Source organism: Rhodococcus sp. NPDC055112 (genome assembly GCF_053607505.1).
In genome coordinates, this window is sequence record NZ_JBSGTR010000005.1 from 47,219 (window position 1) to 73,617 (window position 26,399).

A 26,399-nucleotide genomic window follows, 5' to 3' on the forward strand; every position below is an offset into this window, starting at 1 on the left:
GTCGTGTGCGCGGACCGCCGCGACGACCTCGGTAGGCCCGCGGGCATCGAAGTGCACGTCACGTACGCAACGGACCTGTTCGATCCGCCGACCGTGCGGAGGATGGCGGACGGGTTCGCGAGGCTGCTCGCGGCTGCGGTCGCGGACCCGACCGTCGCGGTGGGCGACGTCGAGATCGAGGACCCGTCGGTGGGTGCGGCCACGCTCGCATCGTGGAATGACACCGGCCGTGTGCTCCCGCCGGGGACCCTCGTGGACCTCGTCGACGCGCAGGTCGCCGCGCACCCCGAGTCGACTGCCGTGGTGTTCGGCGGAGAGTCGCTTTCCTATCGGGAGTTCGACAGCCGGGCGAACCGGTTGGCGCGTCTGCTCGTCGAGCGGGGCGTCGGGGCCGACACCCTGGTCGGCCTCGCCGTCGAGCGTTCCTTCGAGATGCTCGTCGCGATGCACGCCGTCGCCAAGGCGGGCGGCGCATACGTGCCGATCGACCCGGAGCATCCGGCTGAGCGGATCGCCTACGTGCTGGAGACCGCGGATCCGGCGCTGGTCCTGACGGTATCGGAGCACGAGCACGTGCTGCCGCAGCGGACCCCGCGGCTGCTGCTCGACGGGCTCGACCTCGAGAGGTACGACGCGTCCCCGGTCACGGACGCGGATCGCCGCGGGCCGCTGCGCCCAGCGAACACCGCCTACGTGCTGTTCACCTCCGGTTCGACGGGACGCCCGAAGGGTGTGGCGGTCTCGCATGCGGCGATCGTGAACCAGTTGCGTTGGCTCGCTGACGAATATGACGTGGATTCGGGGGACCGGATCATGCAGCGGGCCCCGTTCACCTTCGACGTGTCGGTGTGGGAGTGCTTCCTGCCACTGACGGTCGGTGCCCGGTTGGTGATCACCCGTCCTGGTGGGCATCGGGAGTTGGACTACCTGGCGTCGGTGATGCGCGAGCACGGGATCTCGGTGGCCGAGTTCGTGCCGTCGGTGTTGTCGGCGCTGCTGGCGGACGGGCAGGGGGACGCGCTGAGCTCGTTGCGACACCTGTTCGCGGGAGGCGAGGAGTTGTCCGCGGAGCTCGCGCAGTCCCTACACGGGCAGTGCGGCGGTGCGATCCACAACACCTACGGCCCGACCGAGGCCGCGATCACCACCACGTTCCATCAGATCGCCGGTCCGGTCGCCGGTGCGGTGCCGATCGGGCGGCCGGTGTGGAACACCACCGCGCACGTGCTCGACGCGCGGCTGCGGCCGGTGCCGGTGGGTGTCGCGGGTGAGTTGTACCTCGGTGGCGCGCAGCTGGCGCGCGGCTACCACGGTCGGGTGGATCTGACCGCGGAGCGTTTCGTGGCCGACCCCTTCTCACCGGGGGCCCGGATGTATCGCACCGGCGACCTGGTCAAGCGCGGCCCGGGCGGGAGCCTGATCTATCTGGGTCGCACCGACTTCCAGGTGAAGATCCGTGGGCTGCGTATCGAGCTCGGTGAGGTCGAGGCGGTGCTCGCCGCACAGCCCGGGGTCGCCCAGGCCGCAGTGGCCGTGTTCGACGACCGGCTGATCGGCTACGTCGCGTCGGGTAGGGCGGACATCGACACCGAGGAGCTGCGTCGCGCCGCGGCGGAGGCGTTGCCGTCGTACATGGTTCCGGCCGCGATCGTGGTGCTCGAGGAGTTCCCGCTGAGCTCGGCAGGAAAGCTGGATCGGAAGTCCCTGCCGCGCCCGGTCTTCGAGACCAGGGCGTTCCGGGAGCCGCAGACGCTGGCAGAGGTTCTCGTCGCGCAGGTGTTCGCGGATGTCCTTGGCGTCGACCGGGTCGGAGCGGACGACAATTTCTTTGATCTGGGCGGCAACTCGCTGTCTGCCACGCGGGTGATCGGTTGGGTCAACGGGGCGATGGGTTCGGCGCTGGCGCTGCGCACTGTTTTCGAGGCGCCGACCGTCACCGCGCTCGCTGCAGCCGTTGAGTCCGCGAGCCGCTCTGACCGTCCGGCCCTGGCAGCGGTTCCCCGTCCGGAACGGATCCCGTTGTCGCTGGCGCAGACCCGGATGTGGGTGCTCAACCAGCTCGCGCCCGAGTCGGTGGCCTACAACATCCCGCTGGCTATCCGGCTCAGCGGCGACCTGGACGTCGATGCTCTCGGTGCGGCGGTCCGCGATGTGCTGGAGCGCCACGAGTCGCTGCGAACCGTGTACCCCGACGACGGGGACGGACCGGTCCAGGTGGTGCTGCCTGCCGAGTCCGTCGATCTCGACCTGACCCCCGCGGAGATCGACGCCGACTCGCTGCGCGGCGCGCTTGTGCGGGTGATGGCCGAAGGGTTCGACGTGACCGCGGCCGTCCCCCTGCGCGGTCGGCTGCTGCGTGTGCGCGGCACCGAGACCGAGTACGCGCTGGTCATCGTCGTCCATCACATCGCGGCCGACGGCATCTCGATGGAACCGTTGGCCCGGGACGTGATGGTGGCGTACGTTGCCCGCGCCGCCGGGCAGGAGCCTTCGTGGGCGCCGCTGCCGGTGCAGTACGTCGACTTCGCGCTCTGGCAGCGCGCCGTGCTCGGTGACGAGTCGGATCCGGAGTCGGTGGCGGCGCGGCAGATCGGGTTCTGGAAGCGTGCGCTGGCCGGGCTACCGGACCTGCTGGAGCTGCCGACGGACAGGCCGCGGCCCGCGATCGCCTCGCACCGCGGGGACTCCGTGCGCTTCGAGTTGGACCCCGACACTGTCGCCGCGGTGGCGACGCTGGCGCGCGCGCACGGCGCGACTTCGTTCATGGTGTTGCACGCCGCGTTCGCGGTGCTGCTCGCCCGGCTGTCCGGCGCCGGGGACATCGCCGTCGGTATCCCGGTCGGTGGCCGCGGTGAGGCGGCCCTGGACGAGCTGGTCGGGATGTTCGTCGGCACCGTGGTGTTGCGTGCCCGGGTCGACCCCGCGGAGAGCTTCGAGACGACGTTGGGACGGATCCGGGAGGGTGATCTCGCGGCGCTCGGGAACACCGACATCCCGTTCGAGCGGCTCGTCGACGTGCTCGCCCCGGTGCGGACGCAGGCGCACTCGCCGCTTTTCCAGGTTGCGTTCGCGGTCGAGCACCGCGGTGAGACCGCCTTCGAGCTACCGGGACTGACCGTGTCCGCCTTGCCGTTCGAGGCGCACGCCGCCCAGTTCGACCTCGCGCTCACCCTCGCGGAGGGCGAGGAGGGCGAGGCCATGACCGGTGGCCTCACCTATGCCACGGACCTGTTCGATCGCGCCACGGTGGTCGCGATGACGGAGCGGTTCGTGCGGGTGCTCACCGCGGCGCTCGACCGGCCGCAGACCGCTGTCGGAGACCTCGAGCTGCTCGACGATGCAGAGATCGCCGCGCTCGCGCCGGTGCGGGGGCTCCCCGCGGTCCCCGCGGTCACGCTGGCCGGGTTGGTGGAATCCGCGGTGCGGGCGAACCCCGACGGGATCGCGATCAATTGGGAGGGATGCGAGTACAGCTACCGGGAGGCCGACGAGTGGTCGGATCGGTTGGCGCGGGAGTTGGTCGGTCGGGGTGTGGGTCCGGAGGATTTCGTGGCGCTTGCCCTGACCCGGTCGGTGGAGTCGGTGCTGGCGGTGTGGGCGGTCGCGAAGACGGGTGCGGCGTTCGTGCCGGTGGATCCGACGTATCCGGCGGAGCGGATCGAGCACATGGTGTCGGATTCCGGTGCGGTGCTGGGTATCACGCGGTCGGGGGAGGACGAGGGTCTGCCGGGGTCGGTGGCGTGGTTGACGTTGGACGATCTGGACCTGGACGTGGAAACGGCCGGGCCGGTCGTGCTCCCCGAGGTTTCGCTCGCGAGCCCGGCGTACATGATCTACACCTCGGGTTCGACGGGGAAGCCGAAGGGCGTGGTGGTCACCCATGCCGGTCTGGCGAATCTGGCGGCGCAGCGGCGTGAGCACTATCGGGTGACGGCGGATTCGCGGTTCCTGCACAACACCTCGCCGAGTTTCGACATGGCGGTGGGCGAGATGATCTCGGCGCTGTCGGCGTCCGCCACCCTGGTCATCACCCCGCCCTCGATGCTCGGGGGTGATGAGCTGTCCGAGGTCATGCGTGAGCGACGGGTGACGCACGCGCTGATCACGCCCGCCATGCTCTCGTCGATGGACCCCGCCGGGCTGACGGACCTGCGGGTGCTCGGCGTCGGTGGCGAGGCGTGCAACGCGGAGCTGGTGGCGCGGTGGCAGCCGGGCCGGACCATGCTCAACGGATACGGGCCAACCGAGGCGACCGACATCTCCACCGTCGGGGACCTGCGCGACGGCCACGCGGTGACGATCGGTGCGCCGGTACGGGGCTTCGAGGCGATGGTGCTCGACGGCCGCCTACGGCCGGTCCCGGTCGGGGTATCCGGCGAGCTGTACGTCGCCGGCCCGGCTCTGGCCCGTGGCTACCACCGTCAGTACGGTCTCACCGCTGAGCGCTTCCTTGCGAACCCCTATGGCGAGCAGGGTGATCGGATGTACCGCACCGGCGACCTGGTGCGGTGGACGGTCACAGGCGAACTGGAGTACAGCGGGCGCAGCGACCATCAGGTGAAGATCCGCGGGCATCGGATCGAGCTCGGCGAAATCGATGCGGTCCTGCAGAACCACGAGGACGTCGACTTCGCTGTCACGGTCGGCCGACGGATGGCGTCCGGTGATCAGGCGCTGGTGTCGTATGTGGTCGCGCGGGAGAATTCGGAACCCGACTCGGCCCGGATCACGGCATTCGTGTCGGAGTTCCTGCCTCGGCACATGATTCCGGCGGCGGTCGTGGTGATCGACTGGGTTCCGATGACACCGACCGGCAAACTGGACGAGAAGGCATTGCCCACACCGGAATTCGGCAGCGTGGCGGTCGAGTATCGGGAACCTGTCAGCCCCACGGAGGTCGCGGTCGCCGCCGCTTTCGCCGCCGTCCTCGGAGTCGAAAGGGTCGGCGCTGACGACAATTTCTTCGACCTCGGTGGGAACTCACTCTCCGCGATGCGGGTGCTCTCGTCCCTGCGGACCACGGTGTCGGCTCCGGTGTCGCTGCAATGGCTGCTGATCGGCCAGACCCCGGCGTCGATCGCGGCGCGGATCGACGCGTCTGACGGGCTGACGGTGGCGTCGGAACTCGATGTTGTGTTCCCGATCCGCCCGTCGGGGGAACCGGAGCCGGTGTTCTTCGTCCACCCGATCGTCGGGTTGTCGTGGTGCTACACGGGATTCGCTCCCCACATCAGTTCACGGCCGCTGTACGGACTGCAGACCCCCGGGGTGCTCCGTGAGGAGCGCGAACCCGGGTCGATCGACGAACTCGCGGCCCGATACCTGCAGGAGGTCCAGCGCATCCAGCCGCAGGGCCCGTACCACCTGGCCGGATGGTCGCTCGGCGGCGTGATCGCCCAGGCGATGGCGGTCGAACTGCAGACGGCGGGGGAGCGGGTGGACTCGCTGGTGCTCCTCGACAGTCATGCCGTGGCGGACGGCGAGTCGGGCGAGCCGCTGTCCGTGGGCGACCTGATGGCCGGGCTGGGCGTCGGGGCGGATGCGGTCGGGGATCTCGACCCGACAATGTTCGACGCCGGGGAGTTCGACGCCGCGGCGGTGCTGGACCTGCTCGACGAGGGTGCGCTCGGCGGACTCACCCGCGAACACGTACGTCGTTTGCTGGCCGCCGCGCAGCGCAACGATGCCATGATGAGCCGACACCGCCCTGGAGTGTTCGATGGCGACGTGCTGTTCTTCACGGCCGCGGCCGATCCGGCGGGTGCCGCGGATACCTGGCGCCCCTTTGTGACCGGTGAGGTGGTCGATCACCCGGTTCTGGTCACGCACTGGCAGATGACGTCCCCATCGGCGATCGAGGTGATCGGTCCGCTCCTCGGTGACCACCTCGACAAGACCATCCATGAAGGCCTCAGAACGGAGAGCGACAGTTGAGAATGCGTGACGCAGTGGCGGCAATCGCTTTGGCCACGGCGATGGGACTCGTCGGTGCGCCGGTCGGGGCGGCGCTGGAGAACGCCGCCATCGAGACCAACGGTGGCGGCGCGCTCGACCACATCGAGAAGGTCAGCGATCGGCGCTGGAACGTCTTCGTGCACTCGCCCTCGATGAACGAGGTGGTGGAGCTGCAGGTGCTCCGCCCGGCGGACACCAGCGCCCCGCGCCCGACGCTGTACATGCTCAACGGCGCGGGCGGTGGCGAGGACGGCGCCAACTGGATACGTCAGACCGACATCGTCGACTTCTTCGGCGGCAAGGACGTCAACGTCGTCATCCCCGTCGGCGGGTACATCAGCTACTACACCGACTGGCGCCGTGACGACCCGGAGCTCGGCCGCAACCAGTGGCAGACGTTCCTCACCCAGGAGCTGCCGCCGGTGCTCGACGCGGCGCTCGGTGCCAACGGCGTCAACGCGATCGGCGGGCTGTCCATGTCGGCCGGCTCGGTTCTCGACCTGGCCATCCAGACGCCCGGGCTCTACCGCGGCGTCGCCTCGTACAGCGGCTGCGCGATGACCAGCGACCCGGTCGGGCAGGCGTTGGTGCGCGTCGTGGTCGAGGGGGCGGGCGGCGGCGACACCCGCAACATGTGGGGCCCCACCGACGACCCGGAATGGGTCCGGCACGACCCGTACGTCAACGCCGAGAAGCTGCGCGGGCTCGAGCTGTTCATCTCCAGCGGAAGCGGGCTGCCCGGCCCGTTCGAGGAACCGGGCGCGACGCGGCCCGCCGCCTCACCGCCGCTGGAGGACCAGATCGTGGTCGGCGGGGCGATCGAGGCCGCGACCAACCACTGCACCCAGCGGCTGGTGCAGCGACTCGGCGAGCTCGGGATCCCGGCCGAGGTCGACCTGCGGCCGACGGGCACCCACTCGTGGGGATACTGGCAGGAAGCCCTGCACCGATCGTGGCCGGTGCTGGCCCGCGCGCTCGGGCTCGAGGGCTAGAAGGGGTTGTAGACGTAGATATCGCGGATCGGGTTGGCGAGCAGCTGGAGGTCGTGCGCGACGTTGTTCGTGTCGTACTGCTTGCACTCGTGGATCGAGACGTAGTGGCCGTCGCCGCGGCACTCGATCTTGCGGGTGGCGCCGTACGGGCTCAGGATGATCGGCTTGTAGGTGTTCGGGCCGACCAGCGCACCGGGATCCAGGGGCGCGACGAAGTAGTCCGTCCGGTCGCGGACCGCGTTGAAGCCGTACGGGTCGTCAGGGGAATCGGCGGACGCCATCGGTGCCATCGCCAGCATCGTGCCAACGGCCACCGCGGCCGCACCAAGCAGTCGGTTCATGATCGCTCCCCTCATCGGTCCCGCTCATCGGGTACCCATGTGGTGGATCGAGCGGCCGCGGCAGGCCGTTACTCTTCGACGGCCGCCTTGGCTTGCGCGGCGGTGGTCGCCGGGTGCACGGCGATCAGGCCGAGTCCCGCGCGGCGACGGCAATGCTTGGCCAGCTCCTCGTAGGCGGGCGTGCCGAGCAGTTCCTTGAGCTCGGGGGCGTAGCTCTGCCACACCGGCTTCGAACCGACGTGCGCGTCGGGCGATCCGGAGCAGTACCAGTGCAGGTCCTCGCCGCCCTCGCCCCAGCCGCGTCGGTCGTACTCGGTGATCACGGTCTTGAGGATCTGCACGCCGTCCGGCCGCTCCACCCAGTCCTGGGTGCGACGGACGGGCAGCTGCCAGCAGACGTCCGGCTTGACCTCGAGCGGCTCGATGCCCTTGCGCAGCGCCATCGAATGCAGTGCGCAGCCGATCCCGCCCTCGAATCCCGGCCGGTTGAGGAAGATGCAGGCGCCCTGGTACCGCCTGGTGCGCAGCGCCGGCTCGTCGTCGAGGTCGTCCTCCTCGACGTAGCCCTTCTTGCCAAGGCCCTTCTCCATGAACTGCCAGTCACGCTTTGTGAGCAGCTTCACTGACCGGTCGAGCTTGGCCTTGTCGTCGGAATCGGAGAGGAAGGCGCCGTGCGAGCAGCAGCCGTCGTCCGGACGTCCCGGCACGGTGCCCTGGCACGCAGGGGTGCCGAACACGCAGGTCCAGCGCGAAAGCAGCCAGGTCAGGTCCGCCACGACGAGATGTTCGGCGTTGGCGGGGTCCACGAATTCGATCCACTCGCGAGGGAAGTCGGGGTCGACTTCCTGCGTCGGCTCCATCTTCGAATCGGGCGTGGTGTTGCCTGCTGTCACAAGTCTCGACGGTAGACCCAGTACCGTGGTCACGTGCGGTTAGGGGTACTCGACGTCGGAAGCAACACGGTTCATCTACTCGTGGTGGATGCCCACAGGGGCGCTCACCCGACGCCGATGAGCTCCACCAAGTCGACGCTGCGGCTCGCCGAGAACACCGACGACCGCGGGGACATCACGGTGTCGGGGGCCGACAAGCTGGTCGCGGCGGTGCGGGATTTCGCGAGCATCGCCACGACTTCCGGGTGCGGGGAGCTGATGGCCTTCGCCACCTCGGCGGTCCGCGACGCCAACAACTCCGAGGCGGTGCTGGCCCGCGTCCGCGACGAGACGGGGGTGGCGCTCGAGGTGCTGTCCGGCGTCGACGAGGCCCGGCTGACCTTTCTCGCGGTGCGGCGCTGGTACGGCTGGAGCGCTGGCCGGATCCTGAACTTCGACATCGGCGGCGGCTCGCTGGAACTGACCGCGGGCGGCGACGAGGACCCGGACGTCGCGTTCTCCCTCCAGCTCGGTGCCGGACGGTTGACGCGTGACTGGTTGCAGGCCGACCCGCCCGGCAAGCGCAGGGTGGCGGTGTTGCGCGACTGGCTCGACGCCGAGCTGGTCGAGCCGGCCAAGGCCCTGCGTGCCGCGGGCGCCCCGGATCGGGTCGTCGGGACGTCCAAGACGTTCCGGTCCCTGGCCCGACTCACCGGGGCCGCGCCCTCCGCCGCCGGGCCCCGGGTACAGAGGACACTGACTGCCAGCGGTCTGCGTCAACTGATCGCTTTCATTTCTAGGATGACGACGTCGGACCGCGCAGAATTGGAGGGTGTGAGCTCGGACCGATCGCAGCAGATCGTGGCGGGCGCACTGATTGCGGAGGCAAGCATGCGGGCACTGTCGGTGGACTCGCTGGAGATCTGCCCCTGGGCTCTGCGTGAGGGGCTGATCCTGCGGAAGCTGGATACCGAGATGGGCGGAGAACTAGTGGTGAGTGCGCGATGAGCGAAGGATCCGAGGACACCGGGCAGGTCTCAGTTGCCGAGCTGCTCGCCAGGAACGGCCAGCAGGTCGAGTCCCGCGGTGGACGTCGTCGCAGGGGAGTGGCGGGTGGCGGGATCAGCGTCGCCGAACTGACCGGCGAGATCCCCGTCGTCAGGCCTCCCGAGGACTCGCGGCACACGATCCCCGAGGTGCCCGAGGTAGCCGTCACGCCGCCCGCGCCCGTTGCACGGCCCGAACCCGTCGCACCCCCCGCGCCCGAGCCGGTCGCGCCGCCCGCACCGGCCGTCACCCCGTCGCCTCCCGCTCAGCCCCGGTCCCGGCGCGCAGACCGGACTCCGGTGCCCTCGGTCGTCGCGCGGTACACCGTCCCCGAGAGGGAGCGCCCGACGATCCCGCCGGTCCCCGAGCCTCCGAAGGCCGAGGAGCCGAGGGTCGAGGCACCGAAGTTCGAGGCTCCGAAGGTCGAGCCGAAGTTCGAGACGCCGAAGTTCGAACGAGTCGCCCCCGTCACACCGACCCCAGCGCCTGCGCCCCCCGCGCCTCCTGCCCCCGTGATGCCGTCGCAGTACCGCGTGACCGCGGCGCCCGAGGTCACGCCCCCTGCCGCTGCGGCCGCCCTGCCGCCGCAATATCGGTCCGGCGCCTTCGATCAGGTCGACGCCAAGCCCGCGCAGGCCGACAAGCCGAAGACCTCCATGCGCGCGCCGATCGCGGAGCAGCCGAAGACCGCGGCCATGCCGGTCGCGGAGGTTCCGTCCGCCCCGCGTCCCGCCTTCGTCCCTTACACCCCCATCCGTGAGCCTGCGCTGCTGTCCGGGTCCAGCCTCGAGGGCGACCTCATGCGGCAGGCCAGGGCCGCGGGCACCTCCCGTCGCGAGACGCTGGAGGAGGCAAGGGCGCTGGTGCACGTCACCGGCGAGATCCCGCGGATCGTGGTGCCGAAGACCTCTACATTCAAGGAACAGGCCCTCAGGGAATCGGCGCCCGAGGACCCGGTGCGCGACAGCGCGGCGCGCGAGGACTCGGTGCCCGGGCCCGCGGAGTCGGAGGATCTCGCGGATCGGGAGCCGGACGTCGCGGTCGAGGACGCGCCCACCGAACGAGACGACAAGCACGCGGCCCGCGAGTGGGCGGTCTTGATCGGTCAGGGCATCGTCGCCCTGCTGGTCGGTGGGCTGCTGTTCAAGGGCTTCGAGAAGCTGTGGGACGTGCTGCCCTGGGTGGCGCTGGTCCTCGCGGTGCTGGTGATCGCCGGCCTGGTGGCGGTGGTCCGGATCCTGCGGCAGACCGACGACATGGTGAGCCTGTTGATCGCGATCATCGTCGGTGTGTTCGTGACGATCGGTCCGCTCGCCTTCCTGCTCACGACCTGACCGAGGGTGGCGATGGACGGCACTCGAACCGGGACACACAAGATCCTCGTCGGACTCTCGACTGCCTCGGTCTATCCGCAGAACACCGAGGCGGCGTTCGAGTACGCCGCCGAACTGGGGTATGACGGCATCGAATTGATGGTCTGGGCGGAATCGGTGAGCCAGGACCTGGATGCGGTCAAGGCGCTGGTCCGCAAGTACGCCGTCCCCGTGCAGGCCGTGCACGCCCCGTGCCTGTTGATCTCGCAGCGGGTGTGGGGTGCGGACCCGGCCGCCAAGCTGGAGAAGTCGGTCCGCGCCGCCGAGGCGCTCGGTGCGCGCACAGTGGTCGTGCACCCGCCGTTCCGCTGGCAGCGCAAGTACTCCGAGGGTTTCGCCGACCAGGTGCGCGAGCTCGAGGAGCGCAGTGACGTCGCGGTCGCGGTGGAGAACATGTTCCCGATGCGAGCGGATCGCTTCTGGGGCAAGCGCGCGAAGTCGGCCGAACGGCTGGAGAAGCGCGGCGGGCCCGGCCCGGGGGTGTCCGCCTTCGCCCCGAGCTACGACCCCACCGACAGCGATCACGCGCACTACACGCTCGACCTCTCGCACACCGCGACGGCGGGAATGGACGCCCTCGACCTGGCTCGGCGGATGGGTTCGGGCCTGACCCACCTGCACCTGGCGGACGGGAGGGGCGCGTCGGTGGACGAGCACCTGATCCCAGGGCACGGTAATCAGCCGTGTGCGCAGTTGTGCAGGCACCTCGTCGACAGCGGCTTCGACGGGCAGGCGGTGCTGGAGATCAACACCCAGAACGCGCGCACCCAGGCCGAGCGGTCGTCGATGCTCGCGCAGTCGCTCGCCTTTGCCCGCGAACACCTGTCGGTTGGGGCCCGGCCCTAGAGCGCACCGACGCCGGCGGCGATCACCGCGATCCCCGCGACGATCAGCCCGGCGACCAGCACCCCGAAGCCGATCCACACCGAACGCATCCAGGCGTTCGGACGCACGGGGTCCGCGCCGATCACGGAGAAGAAGAACCCGGCGGGGACGAAGATCGCGGCCGAGAGCACGAGGATCGAACCCGAGGCCGACCACCAGGGCGAGACGCCCGCGGCCTGGGTGAGCAGTGCGACCACCAGACCGAGGGTCACCAGGACCCCGGCGTGCGCGTGCCCGGCGCGGAACATGGTCTTCTGCAGGGCGTTGGCACCCTGTTTCCCGCTGACGATCCGGAGCATGAACGTGCCACCGAAGGCGATGCCGACGACGGTGAGGAGGGTGACGCCGACGACGATCGTGAGAATGGGGTCCATGGCGGGTCTCCTTGGTCGGGGGGTATTCTCGGGTTGTCTGGATAGCGTTACTATCTAGTGAATTGGATAGTAGAGGTATCCAATCAGTTCCGTCAACCGGGAGGACCGATGCGCGTCTCCGAGCTCGTCGAGCGGTCGGGTCTCCCGCTGGCGACGATCAAGTACTACCTGCGCGAGGGCGTCCTGATGTCGGGCGAACCGACCAGCGCGACCCAGTCCAGCTACGGTCAGGAGCACCTGCGGCGGCTCGCGCTGATCAAGGCGCTGGCGGGGGCGGGGCTGCCGATCCACAAGATCCGCGCGATCATCCGACTGACCGACGAACCCGCCGACGGGCTCTACGACACCCTCGGGCGGGCGGTGGCCACGCTGCCGCCCTACCCGGACGAGGCCGCTGACGCCGAGGTGCGCGAGCATCCCCGCGCCCGTCGCCTGCTCGAACGGCTGGGGCAGGTCTACGACCCGGCCTTCCCCGCGGTCGGCCAGCTCGAGCGTGCGCTGAAGGCGGTCGAGGATGTCGGCATCCCGATGACCGACGAACGCATCGACGCCTATGGCAGGCACATCATGGGGATCGCGGAGGTCGACCTCGCGCTGATGCCGACCGGGTCCACCCAGGCGGCCGTCGAGTACGCCGTGCTCGGCACCGCGATCTACGAGCCCGTGATCGCCGCGATGCGCAGGCTCGCCCACCAGGACATCGCGTCCAGAAGCTTCCCGCCGGCCGGAATCGCTCCGCCGGCTCGAGACATTTCAGCGAGTATGCAGGACCCCCGAGAGGAAACCCGATGACCCAGCCCGCCACCCTCACCTCGACCCGCCCCTTCGCGGACCTGACCACGCTGACGGACCTGGGCGACGGCGCCTTCGCCGCGTTGATCGACCCGATCTGGACCATTGGGCCGAAGGTGCACGGCGGCTGCATGATGGCCCTGTGCGCCGCCGCCGCGCGCGAGGTGATCCGGGCGCCGCGCGAGGAGGCAGGCGCGGCCCGTCCTATCGACACGAGCGCCATGCAGCCGATCGCGGTCAGCGCCAGCTACCTCAACGCACCCGACCCCGGCGAGGTGCGGCTGATCACCACCGTGCGCAAGCTCGGCAGGCAGGTGTGCCTGGTCGATGTGGACCTGATGCAGGGTGAGAAGGTCGCGGTGTCCGCGGTGGTGACGCTCGGCGTGCCGGACGTCGCCGAGCCTCTGCATCAGGAGCCCCTCGCGCTCGCCGATCTGCCCGCCGCGCCGCCCGCCGACGCCGTCCACATCACCCCCGACCACCCGATGGGGCAGATCGTGCACGTCGCGAAGGGCTGCGACCTGCGTGTCGATCCGTCCGCCGCGCTGTTCCTGTCCGGGCAGCAGGGTGACCCGGTGAACCGGATGTGGGTGCGCCCGTTCGCCGAGGACGAGGTCGATACCGACGTCGCGGTCCTGTTCGCCCTGATGACCGGCGACATCAGCGCCCCGGTGACGATGAACCGCGGCATGTTCGGGTGGGCGCCGACCGTTCAGCTGACCACCTACCTGCGTAGGCTCCCCGCGCCGGGATGGCTGCGGGTGATGGCGAGCGCCACCGTGCTGGGCGGCACCTGGTTCGAGGAGGACCATCTCGTCCTCGACGAGGCCGGGCACGCCGTGGTGCAGAGCCGTCAGCTGGCCATGATCCCGAAGGGCTGACCGGGGGCCGTACCTCCGTCGCGGCTCCCTGACCGCTGCATGGCAGGCTTGCGGGCATGACGAGAATTGCAGTGATCGGTGGCGGCAGGATCGGTGAGGCGCTGATCGCGGGCCTGCTTCAGTCGGGTCGCGCGCCGAAGGATCTGGTCGTCGCGGAGTCCTTCGCCGCGCGGGCGGCCGAGCTGACGGGCCTGTTCGGGATCAGGGCGACCACGATCGCGGATGCCGCCGAGGGTGCCGATGTCGTGGTCATCGCGGTCAAGCCGAACGACGTCGATTCGGTGATGGCCGAGTTGACGTCGGTCGATCTGGACGGCGACCGCGAACAGCTGGTGGTCACGCTGGCGGCAGGCCTTCCGACCTCCCGATACGAGGCCAAGCTGCCCGCCGGGTTCCCGGTGGTGCGCGTGATGGCCAACACGCCGATGCTGGTGGGCGAGGGGGTCAGCGCGATCGCCGGTGGTCGGTACGCGAAGCCGGAGCACCTCGCTCTGGTGACCGACATCCTCGCGTCGGTCGGCAAGGTGGTCGCGGTGTCGGAATCACAGATGGATGCGGTCACCGCGGTCTCCGGGTCAGGGCCCGCCTACTTCTTCCTGATCGCCGAGGCGATGGTTGATGCGGGTGTCGGGATCGGCTTGACCAGGGCAACCGCGACCGAGCTGGTCGTGCAGACGATGGTCGGTTCGGCGGCCATGCTCGACCGGTCCGGCGAGTCCGCCACGGATCTGCGTGCCGCCGTGACGTCGCCGGGTGGCACCACCGCTGCCGCGTTGCGAGAGCTCGAGCGAGGCGGGGTCCGTTCCGCGTTCCACGAGGCGCTGGTGGCCGCGAAGAGCAGGTCCGCCGCACTCGGTGGAGGTACCGAATAGATATTGGTACTCCACACCCGTCGCTGTAACCCCATCCGTCCCGCTAAGCTGATTACAGCACGTGCGTGTCTGTTCCGCCGGAGGGGAAGCCGGCGGCGCGAGACGTGCCGGAGGTATGTGGATTAATGGTGTCTACAAGTAAGTCGAAGGGGTCCAATCCCGAGGGTCAACCCATGGTCGGCGGCACGCAGTTTCTCACCGTCGCCGAGGTGGCGGCGCTGATGCGGGTCTCCAAGATGACGGTGTACCGGTTGGTGCACAACGGCGAGCTGCCCGCGGTGCGGGTGGGCCGGTCATTTCGAGTGCATGCGAAGGCGGTGCACGACTACCTGGAAACCTCGTATTTCGACGCGGGCTGAACCGGTCCTGACGTCCCCTCGGATGCTGTTTCCGGGGGATAACGGAAGCTCGGTTTCTGCGGAGCGAGGCCGCACCGGTACGATGATCACTTGTCGTGCCAGCCAGCCGGTGTCATCAGGCGCTGGGTTAGCAGATACGAGGCCGAGCGCCAGTTCGTAACGCACGCGTACGTCACCGGCGTGCGCAGGACCGCTAGAGAAGAACGTGAGGGACACCCGCCATGGGTTCAGTGATCAAGAAGCGACGCAAGCGCATGTCGAAGAAGAAGCACCGCAAGCTGCTTCGTAGGACGCGAGTGCAGCGTAGGAAGCTCGGTAAGTAGATCGCCGAGTTCGCAGGTGTGGGACCCAGTCCCTCCGATGCCCGTCACCGACAGGTGGCGGGCATCGCTGCGTTCGGGGGACGACTAGGCGTACGTCCAGCATCGGGAGGATGAATATTCTTCCTTTGGCATCATAAAATTGCAGGTAAACAGGTGTTTCGGACTCGTTAAGAGTCGTGCGGTTCTGGCCGGGTGTGGCTAGGCTCGCAGGTGTGGCCCGACAGGCAGGGGTGGGGTGTGGAGGTAATGAGCGACCGCGGAGTGCAGCCGCCCGGTGTGGTGCTGGTGACCGGCGCCAGCCGGTTCCTCGGTGGGTATTTGGTGGCACGGCTCGCGCAGAATCCGAGCATCGAGCGGGTCATCGCCGTTGACGCGGTGTCGCCGAGCAAGGACATGCTGCGGCGGATGGGGCGCGCGGAGTTCGTGCGGGCCGACATCAGGAACCCGCTCATCGGCAAGGTGATCCGTAACGCCAGGGTCGACACCGTGGTGCACGCCTCCTCGATCCCGAAGGCCCCGAAGTCCGGCAGCCGGGCCGCGATGAAGGACATGAACGTCCTCGGCGCCATGCAGCTGTTCGCGGTGTGCCAGAAGTCCCCGGACGTCCGCAAGGTGGTGGTGCGCTCGTCCGGCGCGGTCTACGGCGGCAGCGCGCGGGACCCGGCGAAGTTCACCGAGGAGATGAGCGCCCGCACGCCCCCGCGCGGCGCGTTCGCTCGCGACATCATCGAGATCGAGGGATACGCGCGCAGTCTCGGGCGCAGGCGGCCGGAGATCGCGGTCTCGTTGCTCAGGATGGCGCCGCTGATCGGTCCGCGGATGAGCGGGCCCGTCTCGCGGTACCTGAACTCGCCGGTGGTGCCGACGGTCCTCGGCCGGGATCCCCGGATGCAACTCCTGCACGAGGAGGACGCGCTGGCCGCACTCGAGCTCGCCACGGTCTCCGGTCCCGCGGGAACCTTCAACATCGCGGCGGACGGCGTCGTGATGCTCTCGCAGGCGGTCCGGCGGGCGGGTGGCCTCGCGGTGCCGGTGCCCTCGCAGCTGTTCCGCACCATCGGGCGGGCGCTGATGGGACCCTCGATGCGGGACTTCACCAAGGAGCAGCTCGACTACTTCCACTTCGGCTGTGGGTTCGACACCGGCCGGATGCGGGCCGAGCTGGGCTTCGAGCCGCGGTGGACGACGATGCAGGGACTGGACGATCTGATCAACGGGGCCGGGATCAGCCCGATGGTCAGCGAGGACTGGCTGCGGTCAGTCGAATCACGGGTACAGCAGTTGGTCGGAGTCGGGGGAGAGCAGCGATGAGTGATGTGGCCAAGGTGATCCCGTTGCACGACGCCGCCGGGCGGCGTGCGCGGCCTGCGCCTGCCGTGCCGCGGGGAGGCGAAACCCTGCCCGAGCCGCGCCCGCTGTTCGGTGTCCCGCAGCAGGCGTCGCCGTCGCTGCCCGGTGTGGTGCTCGAGTCGGCCCGTGACCTGGTGGCCGACCCGGTCGTCGCGATCGCGGAGTTCCTCCGCCGCAGGCTCACCGGCGACTACCAGGTCGATGAATTCGGCTTCGACCCGCATTTCACCGAGAACGTCTGGCTGCCGATACTCCGGCCGCTGTTCGAGAGCTGGTTCCGGGTCGAGGTGCGCGGAATCGAGAACGTGCCCTCCGAGGGTGGTGCGCTGGTGGTCGCGAACCACGCGGGCGTGGTCCCCATCGACGGGCTGATGACCTCGGTGGCGATGTTCGACCACCATCCGGCGCATCGCCCACTGCGGATGCTCGCGGCCGATCTCGCCTTCGAGATGCCGGTCGTCGGCAACATCGCGCGCAAGGCGGGACACACCCTTGCCTGCAACCCGGACGCCGAGCGGCTACTGCGGACCGGCGAGGTGGCGGCGGTCTTCCCCGAGGGATTCAAGGGGATCGGCAAGCCGTTCAGCGAGCGGTACAAGCTGCAGCGCTTCGGCAGGGGCGGGTTCGTCAGCGCCGCGCTGCGCACCGGCGCCCCGATCGTGCCGTGCTCGATCGTCGGCTCGGAGGAGATCTACCCGAAGATCGGCGACCTCAAGTCGCTGGCGCGGCTGCTGGGGATGCCGTACTTCCCGGTGACGCCGTTCTTCCCGCACCTGGGTCCGCTGGGACTGATCCCGTTGCCGTCGAAGTGGTACATCGAGTTCGGCGAGCCGATCCCGACCGACTCCTACGACGCGGCGTGCGCGGACGACCCGATGGTGACCTTCGATCTGACCGACCACGTTCGGGAGACCATTCAGCAGACCCTGTACCGGCTGCTCGCCCAGCGTCGCAACGTGTTCCTCGGCTGAATCGGGAGTTCCGTCCGGGATCGGTTGCCCGGCAGGGGAACCCGCGTCGCGGTCGCTGGGTGTCCCCGGCGGATCTGGTGATCGCCCTGCCGTTGTGCTTTGGTGGGACAGGGGGGCTCGACAGGGAGCCACGCCATGGCCAAGTCATTCCGCGGAATCACCAACCTCGACATTCGCGACTCGGTTCCCGACTGGGGCCCGTTCGAGCAGCCGAGGGCGCCGAAGGGCGCGCCGAACGTGCTGTACATCGTGCTCGACGACCTGGGCTTCGGGGCGCTGAGCTGCTACGGCGGACCGATCGAGACGCCGAACATCGACCGGATCGCGGCAGGCGGGCTGCGCTACAGCCAGTGGCACACCACCGCCCTGTGCTCGCCGACCCGCTCCTGTCTGCTCACCGGCCGTAACCACACCGTCAATGGCATGGGCTGCATCAGCGAGGCATCGATCGGGTTCCCCGGCGCCAACGCCCACGTCCCAGGGGAGTGCGCCACCCTCGCCGAGGTGCTCGTCGAACGCGGCTACAGCACCGCGATGGTCGGCAAGTGGCACCTGTGCGCGGCCGACGAGATGAACCTGGCCTCCACCAAGGCGAGCTGGCCGATCGGCCGCGGCTTCGAGCGGTTCTACGGATTCCTCGGCGGCGAGACCAACCAGTGGCACCCGGATCTGGTCCACGACAACCACCCGGTCGAGCCGCCCGCCCGGCCGGAGGAGGGATACCACCTCGGCGTCGACATCACCGACCGGGCGATCGAGTTCATCGACGACGTGAAGACGATTGCGCCGGACCGGCCGGTGTTCCTCTACTACGCGCCGGGCTGCGCGCACGCCCCGCATCACGTGCCGCGCGAGTGGGCGGACCGCTACCGCGGCCGGTTCGACGCGGGCTACGAGGCGATGCGTGATGAGATCCTGGCCAGGCAGAAGGAGATGGGGCTGATCCCGCCGGAGGCCGAGCTGCCGTCGCTCAACCCGATCGGCACCCCGGAGTCGCGCCGCGGACCGGACGGCCAGCCGTTCCCGATGCTGGATCACACCCGGCGCTGGGACACGCTCTCCGACGACGAGAAGCGGCTGTTCGCGAGGATGGCCGAGGTGTACGCCGGCTTCGTCTCGCACTGCGACGACCAGATCGGGCGCCTGCTGGACTACCTCGGGGACATCGGGCAGCGTGAGAACACCATGGTGGTGCTGGTCTCCGACAACGGCGCGAGCGGCGAGGGCGGCCCCGACGGCTCGGTCAACGAGAACAAATTCTTCAACGGCGTGCCCGACGACCTGGCCGAGAACATGGCCATGCTCGACGAACTGGGCGGGTACCGGACCTACAACCACTACCCGAACGGCTGGGCGATGGCATTCGACACCCCGTTCAAGATGTGGAAGCGCTACTCGTTCAACGGCGGCACGTGCGATCCGTGCATCATCTCGTGGCCTGCCGGGATCGCCGCCCGCGGCGAGATCCGAGACCAGTACCACCACGCCATCGACCTGATGCCGACGGTGCTCGACTGCCTCGGCATCGAGATGCCTGCGACGGTCAAGGGGTACACCCAGCACCCGATCCAGGGCGTGAGCATGCGCTACAGCTTCGACACCGCCGGTATCCCCAGCGCTCGGCACACCCAGTTCTATTCGATGCTCGGCACCCGCGGCATCTGGCACGACGGCTGGAAGGCCGTCACCACCCATCCGGCGATCAGCGGTTGGGGTCATTTCCAGGACGACACCTGGGAGCTCTATCACACCGACGTCGACCGCACCGAGCTGCACGACCTCGCCGACAGCGAGCCGGGCAGGCTCGCGGAACTCATCGGACTGTGGTTCCACGAGGCAGGCGCCAACCGGGCGCTACCGCTCGACGACCGGTACCCCGTCGAGATCCTCATGACGCCGCGTCCGCGGCCCGCCCCGCTCCGCACCAGGTACGTGTACCGGCCGGGCGGCGCCGCCGTGCCCGAGTCGGTGGCGGTGGCCGTTCGCAACCGCTCGTACTCGCTCGGGGCGCTCGTCGGCCTGCCGTCCCCTGGCGCCTCAGGGGTGCTGTTCGCGCAGGGCGGCCGCTTCGGCGGGCACGCGCTGTACGTCCGGGACAACCGGCTGCACTACGTCTACAACTTCCTCGGCAGCGAGCAGCAGCGGATCAGCGCAACCGAGGAGTTGCCGACCGGCGATCGCGTGATCCTCGGCGCCTCGTTCGAGAAGGACGGCGAGGACCCGCCGGGCACCGCGCGAGGCGTGCTCAGCCTCTATCACGGCGACAGGAAGGTCGGGGAGGGTCGGATCCGGACCCAGCCGGGTGTGTTCGGTCTCGGCGGCACCGGGCTCACCATCGGCCGCGACGACGGCGAACCGGTCACCGACGACTACCCGGGCGCCGCTCCGTGGGCCTTCACCGGTGGCACGCTGAACCGGGTTGCCGTCGACGTCAGCGGCGAGGCCTACATCGACCTCGAGCACGCGGCCGCGGCGATGCTGTCCCGGGAGTAGCGCTCCGCCGGTTGCGTCAGTGCTTGCGGCGGCTGACCACGGCGGCCAGCGCGCCGCCGACCGCGCCGAGCGCGAGCGCGGTCGGGATGCCGATCTTCGCCGCCTTCCGCCCAGTGCGGTAGTCGCGGATCTCCCACCCGCGGTTGCGCGCGACCTCCTTGAGGTCGGCGTCCGGGTTGATGGCCACGGCGGTTCCGACCAGCGAGAGCATCGGCACGTCGTTGTGGCTGTCCGAGTACGCCGTGCAGCGCTTGAGGTTCAGGCCCTCGCGCACGGCCAGCGTGCGGACCGCGTGCGCCTTGCCCGCGCCGTGCAGGATGTCGCCGACCAGCCTGCCGGTGAACTTGCCGTCCTCGCTCTCGACGACGGTTCCCAGCGCACCGGTCAGCCCGAGCCGCTTCGCGATGACCTGGGCCAGTTCCACCGGGGTCGCGGTCACCAGCCACACCTGCTGGCCTGCGTCGAGATGCATCTGGGCCAGTGCCCTGGTGCCCGGCCAGATCTTGTCGGCGATCAGCTCGTCGTAGATCTCCTCGCCGAGGCGGGAGAACTCCGCGGTCTCGCGGCCCGCGATGAAGGCCAGCGCGCGTTCCTTGCCGCTGGCGACGTCGTCGCTGTTCTCCTTGCCGGTCACCCGGAACTTGAGCTGCTGCCAGCCGAACCGGGCCATGTCGGCGAGCGAGATGTACTTGCGGGCGGCGAGGCCACGAGCGAAATGGATGATCGAGGCGCCCTGGACCATGGTGTTGTCGACGTCGAAGAACGCCGCTGCGGTCAGGTCGAGCGGCACCCCGCCCTCGGTCTCGCGTGGGCCGAGTTCGCCGCCCGCCTCGGCCTCGCTCGTCGCGGCCTCGTGCAACGCGATGGCGGCGTCCGCGCTGGCCTCACCGGCGAGGCTGGCCCTCAGCTGGGCGTCGCTCGGCCCCAAGGGGTTCCTGCCGCGTCGGCGGGGACGCTTGGCGTCGAGCCAGCCGGCGCCAACTCCCGAGCCGGTCGGACCAGATCGACCAGGCACTCATACCTCCTGTGTTCGTCCAACTTCGGCCCACCCTATCCCCAGCCTCGGGGGCGCACCGGGTGGATCGCCGCCCGCGTGGCCGCTGTGACTTGCGTCTCCGCGGGCGGCCCGCGGAAGGCGCAGGTGGCGGTGGCACAGTGGACCCATGACCGACCCCGCACACACCATCACCCTGCTGACCCGCGCCGGCTGCGGCTCCTGTGACGTAGCGCGCACTCAGCTGCTGCGGTTGTGTGCGGAATTCGGCCTCGAACTCGAATCGGTCGACGTCGACGTGGCCGCGGCGACCGATCCCGAGCTGCGCGCCGAGTACGGCGACCGGCTACCTGTCGTGCTGCTCGACGGCCGTGAGCACAGTTACTGGGAGGTCGACGAGCCTCGGCTGCGATCGGATTTGACAATCTGAGGCCGACCTGACACCCCCCGCAACCGGACGCCGCGCAGGTCGCAGCGGGTGAATCCGGAATCCGGCGACTTTGTGCATGGGTTCACAAGCAGTTACCGTGGTGTGAACAGTCCCCCCGGATCAGCGTGAGAACCGGCCATGTGCATGGCCGGACGAGGAGCCACCAACGTGACCGAACAGCACCAGCCGCATGGGTTCTCTGCCCGTGGCGTCGCAGGGGCTGAGAACACGTCCACAGCCCGGTCCGGGACCGACGTCGCCCGCGCGGACACGACGGTTCGGGACCTGCCGCAGGCCACCGTCACCCGGCTCGCCACCTATCTGCGGGTGCTCGGCGTGATGGCCGACGACGGCACCCTCATCGTCTCCAGCGAGGAACTCGCGACCGCGGCCGGTGTCGGCTCCGCGAAGCTGCGCAAGGATCTCTCCTTCCTCGGGCCCAACGGGGTCCGCGGCGTCGGATACGACGTCACCAAGCTGCGCGCCCGGATCGAGGCCGCGCTCGGGCTCGACCGCGGCCACCAGGTGGTGCTGGTCGGCGTTGGCAGCCTGGGGCAGGCGCTTGCTCGCTACGGCGGATTCGGCAGGCGCGGATTCACGATGGTCGGCCTGTTCGACCGAAATCCCGACCGGATCGGCAGTACCGTCGACGCGCTGACCGTTCGCGACGTCGCCGAGCTCGAGGCCGCGTGCCGCGAGCTGGACGCCACCATCGGGGTCATCGCGACCCCCGACGAATCTGCCCAGGAGGTGTGCGACCTGCTGGTGAATGCCGGTGTGCGCTGCATCCTGAGCTTTGCGGCCTCGCCGCTCGATGTCCCGAAACACGTCGAGATCCGCCGAGTGGATCTCGCCGTGGAGATGCAGGTGCTGTCCTTCCACAGCGCCCGCAACGCCGAAACCGAGCCCGCTGCGGCCTCGGCGGCGGTGGGACTCCGCACGGCACGCTCGGCTTCGTCAGGCTCGGGTTCGACAACGAATGGATCGGTGATGGCACCGTGAGTGTTCTCCTGGTCGGGATCTCGCATCGCAGCGCTCCCGTCTCCGTCCTCGAGCGGGTCGCCATCGGCGACACCGATCGGCCGAAGCTGATCGACAAGATGATGAGCTCGGACCATGTCTCCGAGGTCATGATCGTCTCCTCCTGCAACCGGGTGGAGATCTACGCGGTGGTCGACGCGTTCCACGGCGCGCTCGCCGACGTCGGCGAGTTGCTGGCCGGGCACTCCGGCATGGAGCTGCCGGACCTGACCAAGCACGCATACGTGCGCTACAGCGAGGCGGCAGCCGAGCACCTGTTCGCGGTCGCCAGCGGCCTCGACTCGATGGTCGTCGGCGAGCAGCAGATCCTCGGCCAGATCCGGACCGCCTACGCGATCTCCGACAACCAGCAGGCCGCGGGCCGGGTGCTGCACGAGCTGGCTCAGCAGGCGCTGCGGGTCGGCAAGCGGGTGCACTCCGAGACCGGGATCGACCGCGCCGGTGCCTCCGTGGTGTCGGTCGCCCTCGACCGCGCCGCGGACCTGCTCGGTGCCGGGCTCGCCGGGCGCACCGCAGTCGTGGTCGGCGCCGGCTCGATGGGCGGGCTGTCCGTCGCGCACCTGACCAGGGCCGGGATCGGACGCGTCATCGTCGCCAACCGCACCAGGGAACGTGCCGAGCGCCTCGCCGAGACCGTGCGGGCCTCCGGGGTGGACGGCGGGACCGTCGACCTGGCCGACCTGCCGTCGGCGCTGGCCGAGGCGGACGTGATGGTGACCTGTACCGGCGCGGTCGGTGCCGTGGTCACCCTCGCCGACGCGCACCTCGCGCTGGCGAAGCGGGACTCCGCGCAGCGGCCGCTGGTGATCTGCGATCTCGGGCTGCCCCGCGACGTGGAGCCCGCGATCGCCGGACTGCCCGGCGTGAGCATCTTCGACATGGCTGCCCTGCAGCGCGATCCGGCGGCAGGCGCTGCCGCCGCCGACACCGAGGCGGCTCGCGAGATCGTCGCAGGCGAGCTCGCCACCTACCTGGCCGGACAGCGTCTGGCCGAGGTCACCCCGACCGTGACCGCCCTCCGTCAGCGCGCCGCCGACGTGGTGGAAGCAGAGCTGCTGCGGCTGGACTCGCGCCTGCCAGGGCTCGAGGATCCGCAACGCGACGAGGTCGCGCGCACCGTGCGCCGCGTCGTCGACAAGCTGCTGCACGCGCCGACCGTCCGGGTCAAGCAGCTGGCCAGCGCCCCCGGCGGCGACTCCTACGCGGCCGCGCTGCGTGAACTTTTCGAGCTGACCCCCGGGTCCGTCGAGGCCGTCGCGACTCCGATGGAGATCCGCGCGGTCGAGCTGGCGGACGATTTCACGGCAGGCCACGAGGCCGAGGCGATGGACGTATGGAAGGGGATGCAGTCATGAGTGCAACCGCCGCATCCACCAGGGACACCACTGCGGAGCAGACCCCCGCGACCACCCTGCGCATCGGCACGAGGGGCAGCCTGCTGGCCACCACCCAGGCAGGCACCGTCCGCGACGCGCTGATCGCCGCAGGCCACCCCGCCGAGCTGGTGATCGTCAAGACCGCGGGCGACCAGTTCTCCGGCCCGGTCGAGAAGATCGGCGTCGGCGTGTTCACCGCCGCGCTGCGCGAGGAGCTCGCCGCCGGACACGTCGACATCGCCGTGCACTCCTTCAAGGACCTGCCCACCGCGCCCGACGAGCGCGTGGTGATCGCCGCCGTGCCAGGACGCGAGGATCCGCGCGATGCGCTGGTGGCGCGCGACGGGATGGTGCTCGGTGAGCTGCCCGCCGGCTCCCGGGTCGGGACCTCCGCGCCGCGGCGTATCGCCCAGCTGCGGGCCCTCGGCCTCGGCCTGGACATCCAGCCGTTGCGCGGCAACCTCGACACCAGGATCGGCAAGGTCGCCGACGGCGAGCTCGACGCGGTCGTTGTCGCGCGGGCGGGACTCTCGCGGATCGGCAGGCTCGACGTGATCACCGAGTCGCTGGAGCCGGTGCAGATGCTGCCCGCCCCCGCGCAGGGCGCGCTGGCCGTCGAATGCCGCGCGGGTGACACCGCGCTGATCGCCATCCTCGCCGAGCTGGACGATGCGAGCGCCCGCGCCGCCGTCACGGCGGAGCGCGCGCTGCTGGCCGAGCTCGAGGCCGGATGCACGGCCCCGGTCGGCGCGATCGCGGAGATCGTGGAGTCCATCGACGACGACGGCCGGGTGTTCGACGAGCTGTCGGTGCGCGGCTGCGCGGCCGCGCTCGACGGCTCCGATTCGATCCGGGCCTCGATAGTCGGACCGCCGGACCGCGCCGAGGAACTCGGTCGCGAGGTCGCCCGCGAACTGCTGGACCTGGGCGCCCGCGCACTGATGGGCCCTGCAACCGAACGCGAGACGGAGGGCGGCCCAACCGATGAGTGAGCCATTGCCGTCGGCGCGCTCCTCGAAACCGCGCGCCCATTCCCATGTCCCTGACATTGCTCGACACATGAACGCACTGGAGAACAACCGATGAGCCGAGTCCGCAAGAACACCCCCGGACGGATCCTGTTCGTGGGCTCCGGCCCGGGCGACCCGGCGTTGCTCACCGTCCGGGCGCGGGACGTCCTCGCCGCCGCCACCCTGGCGTTCACGGACCCCGACGTCGACAAGGGCGTTACCGCGCTGGTCGGCACCGGACTGCTCGCCAAGGGCGAGGAGATCGACCCCGAGAACCCGCCGTTCGAGGTGCGCCCCGCGCTCGGCGAGCCTGCCGAGGTCGCCAAGACCCTGGTTGCCGAGGCCAAGAACGGGCACGACGTGGTCCGCCTGGTCTCCGGCGACCCGCTCACAACCGATTCGGTGATCGCCGAGGTCACCGCGGTGGCGCGGACCCAGGTGCAGTTCGAGATCCTGCCGGGCCTGCCCGCCGGGTCCGCGGTCCCGAGCTATGCGGGCATGCCGCTCGGCTCCGGTCACACCGAGGTCGACGTGCGCGGCGAGGTCGACTGGGCCGCGCTGGCCGCGGCGCCGGGCCCGCTGGTGCTGCACGCCACCGCCGGCCACCTCGCGGAGACGGCGAGCGAGCTGGTCGAGAACGGCCTGGCCCCGCAGACGCCCGCCGCGATCACCGTCCGCGGCACCACCTGCCAGCAGCGCACCGTCGAGGCAACGCTCGCGACGCTGAACGAGGCCGGCTCCGAGCTGGTCGGTTCGCTGATCGTGACCGTCGGCAAGGTGGTCAGCCAGCGCAGCAAGATGTCCTGGTGGGAGTCGCGCGCCCTGTACGGCTGGACCGTCCTGGTGCCGCGCACCAAGGAGCAGGCCAGCGAGATGAGCGATCGCCTCGTCACGCACGGCGCCATCCCCATCGAGGTGCCCACGATCGCGGTCGAGCCGCCGCGCAGCCCCGCGCAGATGGAGCGCTCGGTCAAGGGCCTGGTCGACGGCCGCTACCAATGGGTGGTGTTCACCTCCACCAACGCGGTGCGCGCGGTCTGGGAGAAGTTCGAGGAGTTCGGGCTCGACGCCCGCGCGTTCTCCGGCGTGAAGATCGCCTGCGTCGGCGAGGCCACCGCGGAAAAGGTGCGCTCGTTCGGTATCAACCCCGAGCTGGTGCCGTCCGGTGAGCAGTCCAGCGAGGGTCTGCTGGCCGAGTTCGCGCCGTACGACGACGTGTTCGATCCGGTCAACCGGGTGCTGCTGCCCCGCGCCGACATCGCCACCGAGACCCTGGCCGAGGGCCTGCGCCAGCGCGGCTGGGAGATCGACGACGTCACGGCCTACCGCACCGTCCGGGCGGCGCCGCCGCCGGCCGAGACCCGCGAGATGATCAAGACCGGTGGGTTCGACGCGGTCTGCTTCACCTCGTCCTCGACCGTGCGCAACCTGGTCGGCATCGCAGGCAAGCCGCACGCCCGCACGCTGGTGGCGTGCATCGGGCCGAAGACCGCGGAGACCGCGATCGAGTTCGGCCTCCGGGTCGATGTGCAGCCCGAGACCGCTCAGGTCGGGCCGCTGGTGGAGGCGCTCGCCGAGCACGCCGCCCGGCTGCGTGCCGAGGGTGCGCTGCCGCCCCCGCGCAAGAAGTCCCGTAGGCGCTGACGCGCCCGTGAGCGGTTGACGAGT

At 69.9% G+C, this 26,399-nt stretch carries 22 protein-coding genes (1 of these 22 cut by a window edge); 18 read left to right on the forward strand and 4 right to left on the reverse strand.

The genetic code is table 11. The annotated features are described in order from the left end of the window. Positions 1-5,934 carry the 3' end of a non-ribosomal peptide synthase/polyketide synthase gene (locus ACWFRB_RS04175; protein ID WP_452639060.1) on the forward strand. It extends 21,576 nt beyond the left edge of the window, so only the last 5,934 of its 27,510 coding nucleotides appear in the window; its start codon lies off the left edge, out of view; it ends in the stop codon at positions 5,932-5,934. 2 nt (positions 5,935-5,936) lie between these two features. Beyond that, complete coding sequence (locus ACWFRB_RS04180) at positions 5,937-6,947, forward strand: alpha/beta hydrolase (protein ID WP_452639061.1); 1,011 nt, start codon at positions 5,937-5,939, stop codon at positions 6,945-6,947. Here the strand turns inward: ACWFRB_RS04180 and ACWFRB_RS04185 are convergent. Continuing rightward, the gene (locus ACWFRB_RS04185) at positions 6,944-7,288 is read right to left on the reverse strand and encodes a hypothetical protein (protein ID WP_452639062.1); all 345 of its coding nucleotides are present in this window, start codon (positions 7,286-7,288) and stop codon (positions 6,944-6,946) included. The two genes, ACWFRB_RS04180 and ACWFRB_RS04185, sit on opposite strands and share 4 nt — an antisense overlap. A 68-nt stretch (positions 7,289-7,356) precedes the next feature. Beyond that, a complete protein-coding gene (locus ACWFRB_RS04190; RefSeq protein ID WP_452639210.1) occupies positions 7,357-8,148 on the reverse strand; it encodes a hypothetical protein in 792 nt (263 codons plus the stop codon). 66 nt (positions 8,149-8,214) lie between these two features. Between ACWFRB_RS04190 and ACWFRB_RS04195 the strand changes: the two genes are divergently transcribed. The 3 genes from ACWFRB_RS04195 to ACWFRB_RS04205 are packed head-to-tail and all read left to right on the forward strand — an operon-like array spanning position 8,215 to position 11,426. Further along, entirely contained in the window at positions 8,215-9,168 is a 954-nt protein-coding gene (locus ACWFRB_RS04195) for a Ppx/GppA phosphatase family protein (protein WP_452639063.1), read from the forward strand. After that, positions 9,165-10,541 carry a hypothetical protein gene (locus ACWFRB_RS04200; protein WP_452639065.1) on the forward strand — a complete coding sequence of 459 codons (1,377 nt, stop codon included), beginning with the start codon at positions 9,165-9,167 and terminating at the stop codon, positions 10,539-10,541. Before ACWFRB_RS04195 ends, ACWFRB_RS04200 begins: the two co-directional genes overlap by 4 nt. A 12-nt stretch (positions 10,542-10,553) precedes the next feature. Further along, positions 10,554-11,426, forward strand: coding sequence for a sugar phosphate isomerase/epimerase family protein (locus ACWFRB_RS04205; protein WP_452639066.1), 873 nt, complete (start codon positions 10,554-10,556; stop codon positions 11,424-11,426). On the opposite strand, the gene ACWFRB_RS04210 is transcribed toward ACWFRB_RS04205, so the two are convergent. After that, complete coding sequence (locus ACWFRB_RS04210; protein WP_452639067.1) at positions 11,423-11,839, reverse strand: hypothetical protein; 417 nt, start codon at positions 11,837-11,839, stop codon at positions 11,423-11,425. The genes ACWFRB_RS04205 and ACWFRB_RS04210 overlap by 4 nt on opposite strands. A gap of 108 nt (positions 11,840-11,947) precedes the next feature. Between ACWFRB_RS04210 and ACWFRB_RS04215 the strand changes: the two genes are divergently transcribed. The 8 genes from ACWFRB_RS04215 to ACWFRB_RS04250 all read left to right on the forward strand — a co-directional run bounded on the left by ACWFRB_RS04215 (position 11,948) and on the right by ACWFRB_RS04250 (position 19,880). Then, positions 11,948-12,631 carry a MerR family transcriptional regulator gene (locus ACWFRB_RS04215; RefSeq protein WP_452639068.1) on the forward strand — a complete coding sequence of 228 codons (684 nt, stop codon included), beginning with the start codon at positions 11,948-11,950 and terminating at the stop codon, positions 12,629-12,631. Next, a complete protein-coding gene (locus tag ACWFRB_RS04220) occupies positions 12,628-13,512 on the forward strand; it encodes a thioesterase family protein (protein WP_452639069.1) in 885 nt (294 codons plus the stop codon). The genes ACWFRB_RS04215 and ACWFRB_RS04220 overlap by 4 nt, the downstream gene beginning before the upstream one ends. 56 nt (positions 13,513-13,568) lie before the next feature. Continuing rightward, positions 13,569-14,384 carry a pyrroline-5-carboxylate reductase gene (proC, locus tag ACWFRB_RS04225; protein ID WP_452639070.1) on the forward strand — a complete coding sequence of 272 codons (816 nt, stop codon included), beginning with the start codon at positions 13,569-13,571 and terminating at the stop codon, positions 14,382-14,384. 125 nt (positions 14,385-14,509) lie between these two features. Continuing rightward, the gene (locus ACWFRB_RS04230) at positions 14,510-14,743 is read left to right on the forward strand and encodes a helix-turn-helix domain-containing protein (protein ID WP_452639072.1); all 234 of its coding nucleotides are present in this window, start codon (positions 14,510-14,512) and stop codon (positions 14,741-14,743) included. Positions 14,744-14,964: 221 nt separating this feature from the next. Next, entirely contained in the window at positions 14,965-15,066 is a 102-nt protein-coding gene (locus ACWFRB_RS04235; protein ID WP_003402602.1) for a 30S ribosomal protein bS22, read from the forward strand. 246 nt (positions 15,067-15,312) lie between these two features. Beyond that, the gene (locus tag ACWFRB_RS04240) at positions 15,313-16,377 is read left to right on the forward strand and encodes an NAD-dependent epimerase/dehydratase family protein (RefSeq protein WP_452639074.1); all 1,065 of its coding nucleotides are present in this window, start codon (positions 15,313-15,315) and stop codon (positions 16,375-16,377) included. Next, complete coding sequence (locus ACWFRB_RS04245; protein ID WP_452639075.1) at positions 16,374-17,387, forward strand: lysophospholipid acyltransferase family protein; 1,014 nt, start codon at positions 16,374-16,376, stop codon at positions 17,385-17,387. The genes ACWFRB_RS04240 and ACWFRB_RS04245 overlap by 4 nt, the downstream gene beginning before the upstream one ends. 135 nt (positions 17,388-17,522) lie before the next feature. Next, on the forward strand, positions 17,523-19,880 hold the full coding sequence (locus ACWFRB_RS04250; RefSeq protein WP_452639077.1) for an arylsulfatase: 2,358 nt from the start codon (positions 17,523-17,525) through the stop codon (positions 19,878-19,880). A 16-nt stretch (positions 19,881-19,896) separates the two neighbouring features. Here the strand turns inward: ACWFRB_RS04250 and ACWFRB_RS04255 are convergent, their stop codons facing one another. After that, positions 19,897-20,895, reverse strand: a complete 999-nt coding sequence (locus ACWFRB_RS04255; RefSeq protein ID WP_452639079.1) for an HAD family hydrolase — start codon at positions 20,893-20,895, stop codon at positions 19,897-19,899. A gap of 148 nt (positions 20,896-21,043) precedes the next feature. Here ACWFRB_RS04255 and ACWFRB_RS04260 point away from each other — a divergent pair, with 148 nt between their 5' ends. The 5 genes from ACWFRB_RS04260 to ACWFRB_RS04280 all read left to right on the forward strand — a co-directional run bounded on the left by ACWFRB_RS04260 (position 21,044) and on the right by ACWFRB_RS04280 (position 26,375). After that, positions 21,044-21,304 (forward strand): glutaredoxin family protein, encoded by a 261-nt coding sequence (locus tag ACWFRB_RS04260; protein ID WP_452639081.1) that lies wholly within the window; start codon positions 21,044-21,046, stop codon positions 21,302-21,304. Positions 21,305-21,472: 168 nt separating this feature from the next. After that, positions 21,473-22,306 (forward strand): redox-sensing transcriptional repressor Rex, encoded by an 834-nt coding sequence (locus tag ACWFRB_RS04265; protein ID WP_452639082.1) that lies wholly within the window; start codon positions 21,473-21,475, stop codon positions 22,304-22,306. Beyond that, on the forward strand, positions 22,303-23,700 hold the full coding sequence (locus tag ACWFRB_RS04270) for a glutamyl-tRNA reductase (protein WP_452639083.1): 1,398 nt from the start codon (positions 22,303-22,305) through the stop codon (positions 23,698-23,700). The genes ACWFRB_RS04265 and ACWFRB_RS04270 overlap by 4 nt, the downstream gene beginning before the upstream one ends. Continuing rightward, positions 23,697-24,713 carry a hydroxymethylbilane synthase gene (gene hemC / locus ACWFRB_RS04275; protein WP_452639085.1) on the forward strand — a complete coding sequence of 339 codons (1,017 nt, stop codon included), beginning with the start codon at positions 23,697-23,699 and terminating at the stop codon, positions 24,711-24,713. Before ACWFRB_RS04270 ends, hemC begins: the two co-directional genes overlap by 4 nt. Before the next feature lie 90 nt (positions 24,714-24,803). After that, on the forward strand, positions 24,804-26,375 hold the full coding sequence (locus ACWFRB_RS04280; RefSeq protein ID WP_452639087.1) for a uroporphyrinogen-III synthase: 1,572 nt from the start codon (positions 24,804-24,806) through the stop codon (positions 26,373-26,375). The last annotated feature ends 24 nt before the right edge of the window (positions 26,376-26,399 follow it).

Bases quoted from the DNA above. Each gene is read 5' to 3' on its own strand.
- ACWFRB_RS04180 (WP_452639061.1), top strand. From the start codon at position 5,937: ATGCGTGACGCAGTGGCGGCAATCGCTTTGGCCACGGCGATGGGACTC.
- ACWFRB_RS04185 (WP_452639062.1), bottom strand. From the start codon at position 7,288: ATGAACCGACTGCTTGGTGCGGCCGCGGTGGCCGTTGGCACGATGCTG.
- ACWFRB_RS04190 (WP_452639210.1), bottom strand. From the start codon at position 8,148: ATGGAGCCGACGCAGGAAGTCGACCCCGACTTCCCTCGCGAGTGGATC.
- ACWFRB_RS04200 (WP_452639065.1), top strand. From the start codon at position 9,165: ATGAGCGAAGGATCCGAGGACACCGGGCAGGTCTCAGTTGCCGAGCTG.
- ACWFRB_RS04205 (WP_452639066.1), top strand. From the start codon at position 10,554: ATGGACGGCACTCGAACCGGGACACACAAGATCCTCGTCGGACTCTCG.
- ACWFRB_RS04210 (WP_452639067.1), bottom strand. From the start codon at position 11,839: ATGGACCCCATTCTCACGATCGTCGTCGGCGTCACCCTCCTCACCGTC.
- ACWFRB_RS04215 (WP_452639068.1), top strand. From the start codon at position 11,948: ATGCGCGTCTCCGAGCTCGTCGAGCGGTCGGGTCTCCCGCTGGCGACG.
- ACWFRB_RS04220 (WP_452639069.1), top strand. From the start codon at position 12,628: ATGACCCAGCCCGCCACCCTCACCTCGACCCGCCCCTTCGCGGACCTG.
- proC (WP_452639070.1), top strand. From the start codon at position 13,569: ATGACGAGAATTGCAGTGATCGGTGGCGGCAGGATCGGTGAGGCGCTG.
- ACWFRB_RS04230 (WP_452639072.1), top strand. From the start codon at position 14,510: ATGGTGTCTACAAGTAAGTCGAAGGGGTCCAATCCCGAGGGTCAACCC.
- ACWFRB_RS04235 (WP_003402602.1), top strand. From the start codon at position 14,965: ATGGGTTCAGTGATCAAGAAGCGACGCAAGCGCATGTCGAAGAAGAAG.
- ACWFRB_RS04240 (WP_452639074.1), top strand. From the start codon at position 15,313: ATGAGCGACCGCGGAGTGCAGCCGCCCGGTGTGGTGCTGGTGACCGGC.
- ACWFRB_RS04245 (WP_452639075.1), top strand. From the start codon at position 16,374: ATGAGTGATGTGGCCAAGGTGATCCCGTTGCACGACGCCGCCGGGCGG.
- ACWFRB_RS04250 (WP_452639077.1), top strand. From the start codon at position 17,523: ATGGCCAAGTCATTCCGCGGAATCACCAACCTCGACATTCGCGACTCG.
- ACWFRB_RS04260 (WP_452639081.1), top strand. From the start codon at position 21,044: ATGACCGACCCCGCACACACCATCACCCTGCTGACCCGCGCCGGCTGC.
- hemC (WP_452639085.1), top strand. From the start codon at position 23,697: ATGAGTGCAACCGCCGCATCCACCAGGGACACCACTGCGGAGCAGACC.
- ACWFRB_RS04280 (WP_452639087.1), top strand. From the start codon at position 24,804: ATGAGCCGAGTCCGCAAGAACACCCCCGGACGGATCCTGTTCGTGGGC.